Raw genomic sequence first — 4,058 nt, forward strand, 5'->3', positions numbered from 1 at the left:
CGTCAACGGGATGTCAGCCTCGAGGAGTTCCGAACTGCCCTCGGCTCCCGTCCTGAACTCCAGCAACTCATTGCCCGCAGCATCGATCATAATCGGGGACGCCATGAAACAGATTCTGCCACACGGTACAGGTACGTGTGGCCGCCTGTGAATGGCGATCCCGATATCGGCGCGGGTCGGGTACGGCGACCAGGAGACTACTTTCGCACGTCCGAACGTCCTTGCACTCCGGACGCGCGCTCATGATCGACGGTCACTGACAGCGCTGGACGGATCAGCGCTACCGCGCTCATCTGCCTGCGGCAGATGAGCGCGGTCCAACTCAATGCTGAGCGGCGTGTTCATGCGTTCAAGTTCCTGCTATTAATTGATCACTCGCCGCAGCATCGGCGTCATCCTCAACACTCTCGTCGCTCGGCTTGCGATTAACAATTTTTTCGCGAAACCACTTCATCCGCTGCCTTTTCATATAAAGAGCAGCTAGCTCCTCTCTGTCGCCTCTCAGCCTGGCTGCGATCTCCTCGGGTGAATCCGGATAGTTCCGCAAGAATTCCAAGTGCACGTCGAAATAGCTGTTCGGCTTGAAAATGGCATAAACGCCCTCCGGCGCGACGCGGCTCAACGGCGTCCCCGTAGTGCGGATTTCACTCCACACTCAGGTTCATCGAAATCCGCCGGAAAGAAAGAAAGAAAGAAAGAAAGAAAGAAAGGTGGGCCTCGCAGACTTCTCTTTCTTCTTCTCTTTTTCTGATTATCTGAACCCAGTCATCCACCTGCTTTCTCGCGATGACCTGGAAGAGTGCAGATTGGCCGGGGTAGAGGACTTTCTCACCGTGGATAGTTGTAGCCGGTTCTTTGGCTGCCTATCCGGTAAAGGGGTGGGTGCCGGCGTAGAACTGCACACTTTGCGAAATCACGCGAGCCGGATCGTTCCCAAAGTTGAACAGCAGCCCATGCGAAACGAAGAAACTGAAATTGCCGCCAAACTTCATTCGGCTTTTATTGACGCCGTGCGCCGGGAGTTGGGAGTCGTCTCGTCCTCGCGAAAGATAGTCCTGGATGAGAACACGCCGTTCGGATTCTTCGGTGCTTCCATACGCGTTGCAGCTTCGGCCCTTATTGACGGACTTGCCTCATTCGTGGCTATCCGGATTCGTCGCATCCAGCGCTAGGCCAATTTAGGCCGACCGCTGAATCAGGGGGCGTGTGCGCCTGATGATGGCTCCGACCACCGGCCTGCCTCGGCCCTCGTTGCAAATCTCGACGGCGGCCCTCAGCAGCGGAAAGTCGGCCGTGTCCCAGAGATTCTCAGTCATGGCGATCACAAAAGGCGATGGGTGCGACAGGGGCGCTGCGGTCACGCGTCGCCCATCAGGCTGATTGATCGTCCTGTGCGGCGAAATAGCCTCGTAGCATTTCGGTGCTCCAGCTAGCTTGCTGTACCGAGCCGCGGGGTCCGAACTCTGAGAACCACGGCTTGATGTCCAGGACTGGCGTGCCGTCCACCGCATCCAGGTCCTCGACGTGAAGGTCAAGCCCGTCAACCTTGATCAAGCGGCACCGACTTACGCCAAGCCAATTGATCCGACGCATGTTGCGATGGCCAAAGATGCCGACTTCCGGCCACTCCGGGTTGTCTCTGGGGCGACGTGCACCGAGGTTCAGGTCAGTGGGATCCGTGAGATGGAAGCGAAACACGACCTCAAGATGAGAGAACTCCTCAAGTCCTTTGGTGGCTTCTGGCGTGAAGCGTTCTTCATCGACTCGAATGACAGCTCTGGTTCCGCCCCAGTAGTCGTCTGTTGGCTCGGTTCTTCCCCCTACGACGCGAGCAATGGACTCCACGGTGAATTCTTCGGCTGCCATTCGGGCCTCCCGGTCTATAGGTGACTTCTTCTAGGCAGAAGTAGAGAGGTAGCTTTTGGCGCGTGCATCGATCTCCTGGACCCCTCGGATCCTGCGGTTCTGATAGGGGGAGAGGATGGAGCGCATCTCGGCGGCTACCTGACGCGTACGGCCCGAGCGAACGCCTTCCATCGCGTCGAGGGCGCGGGACCACGTTGCGCAGGCTTCCTCAATCTCACCCTGCCGGGCCTGCACTGCCCCGAGGTAACCCAGCGTGACTGCGTGGGTTCGGGTGAAGGCTGCCGCTTTGCGTGTCCTGACACTGCGGCGGAAATGACTTGTTGCCCCCGCTAGGTCGCCGGTGTCACGTAACGCGCATGCCGTCTCGTGCGCGAGGCTGGCCTCAGCGAAGAAGAAGACTCGTCCGGGCTCGTCGTCTCCTCGGGTGGCGGCGGCAAGGTCGTTCTCTGCTCGGAGCAGCGCGCGGGCCGAATGTTGGGTCTCGCCATTTACTGCTAGAGCGCGAGCATGGACCACTCCGATGAGAGCGCGTTCCCGTGGAGCTGCCGTCTCGTAGCGGTCGCCGCGCACCGAGGCATCGGCGAGATCGAGAGCGTGTTTGTGGTGCCCAAGGTCGATCGCCTGGTGTGCCATCGCCCGGAGGACGTGGCCCGCCATCGCCGGGTTGTCGGCTTCGGCAGCTAACTTCACTGCGATGTTGAAATAGTGCTGCGCGACGTTGTGTTCGCCATTGTCAAACGCCATCCATCCCGCAAGGTAAGAAAGCTCGCTGGCCGCGGTGAACATGTAGCGTCGCAGCTTTTCGTCTGCGTAGCGCCCGCGTAGGTAAGCCGCCACGTCGGAGCTGAGATATTGGACCACTGCTGATCGGGCGTGCCCGCCGCCCCGGCGCTGGTCCACGTGCGAGAACAGCGACACCATGTCATGTACCGCGTCAACGTCGCCCCTGCCTACGGTCCTGCCGGCGGGCGTGCCCCGCGCTCGGCCTAGCTCGGCCATGCGCGTCCACCAGGGATCGGCTGGCAGGGCAAGCGCAGCAAGCGAGTAGGCGGCGGTGCCCAGAACGCGCCTGCGCTCAGCGTCCACGTCGACTCTCCCGAGTTCGGTCAGCGCAGCCAGCGTATCGACTCGCCACCCGAGCATGTCCGCTGAGGACAGCAGTGCAGCTGGCAGACCGATGTCCTCCAAGGTCAGCGCGCGTCCGAGCTTGCGTGACAACGCTTCGCATAGCAGCACGGGTGCTCGTCCAGAGGGCTTCGAGCCGGCGATCCAGTGCGAGACGTGGGAACGGCCGACCCCGGTCAACTCGTCCGCGTTGCTCTCCTGAGCGACGCGGACCAGTGCTCGTGCCACCTCGGCATGGGACATCCCAGCTTCCGCGATCACGGCTGCGAGCTTGGTGTTGCCGGGTCCCGCTTGCGGCACTGTGCACCCCCGCATAGAAGTCGATCTTTCACCACGTTCACCGCTTCGACGTGCGTCACAGAGTACCTAAAGGCGGTGGTTTGCGATTCGCTGTAGGTACGCAAGACGACGACGAATCGGCAAATTGATTAGCCCTGCGTCGCGTCGGTCTTGTGTGGCTGAAATCTGGACGGAATCCCCATTGCTGCGAGCGGTGTGCGCCGTAGTGGTGGGTGACGGGCAGGGTGCGTCGCGTGGACGAGAGGTTGTTACTCATGCGGCGTCGCCCTGCCCCCTCGGGAGGTGAAATCGCGTGACTACTTACTCCGGCGGCGGGCAGATTGACAGGGCGCAACTGGTGTTGGATCGGCACACGGTTTTGAGCGCCAACGGTTGTTGCGCCGGCTGCGGAAAGTCGGGGTCATGCCCGCAACGCGAAGACGCCGTTCGAGTATTCCGCCGCTCACTGCGTCTACCCAGGCGCAACCCGGGAGCGACACGCCCTGAGCTGATCAACGCGCGTCGGATCGGCGGCCCTGCATTCTTCGGAGCATCGTCTCGGGCCGTCGTTGGGGGCGTCGTGAACACCCCACCCTGCGGAAGCAGTGACGGCGCACATGGATGACGACGACGCGGACCTGATCCGACCAAGGCATCGCCCGCACCGGTCACTCCGCTTCCCTGGTGGCCGCCCGTGTGCGTGTCCCTCGTGCCGCGCGGCGCGCAAGCGAGAGCGGAAGCAACAAGCGTTTGGTGCCGCGCCGCCGGCTCCTCGCTCTCTCCCGTTG

General features: G+C 61.6%; 4 protein-coding genes. 1 reads left to right on the plus strand and 3 read right to left on the minus strand.

Features of this window, described 5'->3' with window-relative positions:
• Nucleotides 1-349: 349 nt before the first annotated feature.
• Entirely contained in the window at nucleotides 350-622 is a 273-nt protein-coding gene (locus KBX08_RS32365) for a hypothetical protein (protein ID WP_210787555.1), read from the minus strand.
• 88 nt (nucleotides 623-710) lie between these two features.
• Here KBX08_RS32365 and KBX08_RS32370 point away from each other — a divergent pair, with 88 nt between their 5' ends.
• The gene (locus KBX08_RS32370; RefSeq protein ID WP_210787556.1) at nucleotides 711-1,172 is read left to right on the plus strand and encodes a hypothetical protein; all 462 of its coding nucleotides are present in this window, start codon (nucleotides 711-713) and stop codon (nucleotides 1,170-1,172) included.
• 199 nt (nucleotides 1,173-1,371) lie between these two features.
• On the opposite strand, the gene KBX08_RS32375 is transcribed toward KBX08_RS32370, so the two are convergent.
• Both KBX08_RS32375 and KBX08_RS32380 read right to left on the minus strand, forming a co-directional pair.
• Complete coding sequence (locus tag KBX08_RS32375; RefSeq protein WP_210787557.1) at nucleotides 1,372-1,866, minus strand: SAM-dependent methyltransferase; 495 nt, start codon at nucleotides 1,864-1,866, stop codon at nucleotides 1,372-1,374.
• Between the two features lie 30 nt (nucleotides 1,867-1,896).
• Nucleotides 1,897-3,252 (minus strand): Tat pathway signal protein, encoded by a 1,356-nt coding sequence (locus KBX08_RS32380; protein ID WP_307850712.1) that lies wholly within the window; start codon nucleotides 3,250-3,252, stop codon nucleotides 1,897-1,899.
• Nucleotides 3,253-4,058 lie beyond the last annotated feature (806 nt).

Origin of the sequence: Micromonospora sp. H61 (assembly GCF_018070325.1) — a bacterium.
GTDB classification, from domain to species: Bacteria; Actinomycetota; Actinomycetes; order Mycobacteriales; family Micromonosporaceae; genus Micromonospora; species Micromonospora salmantinae.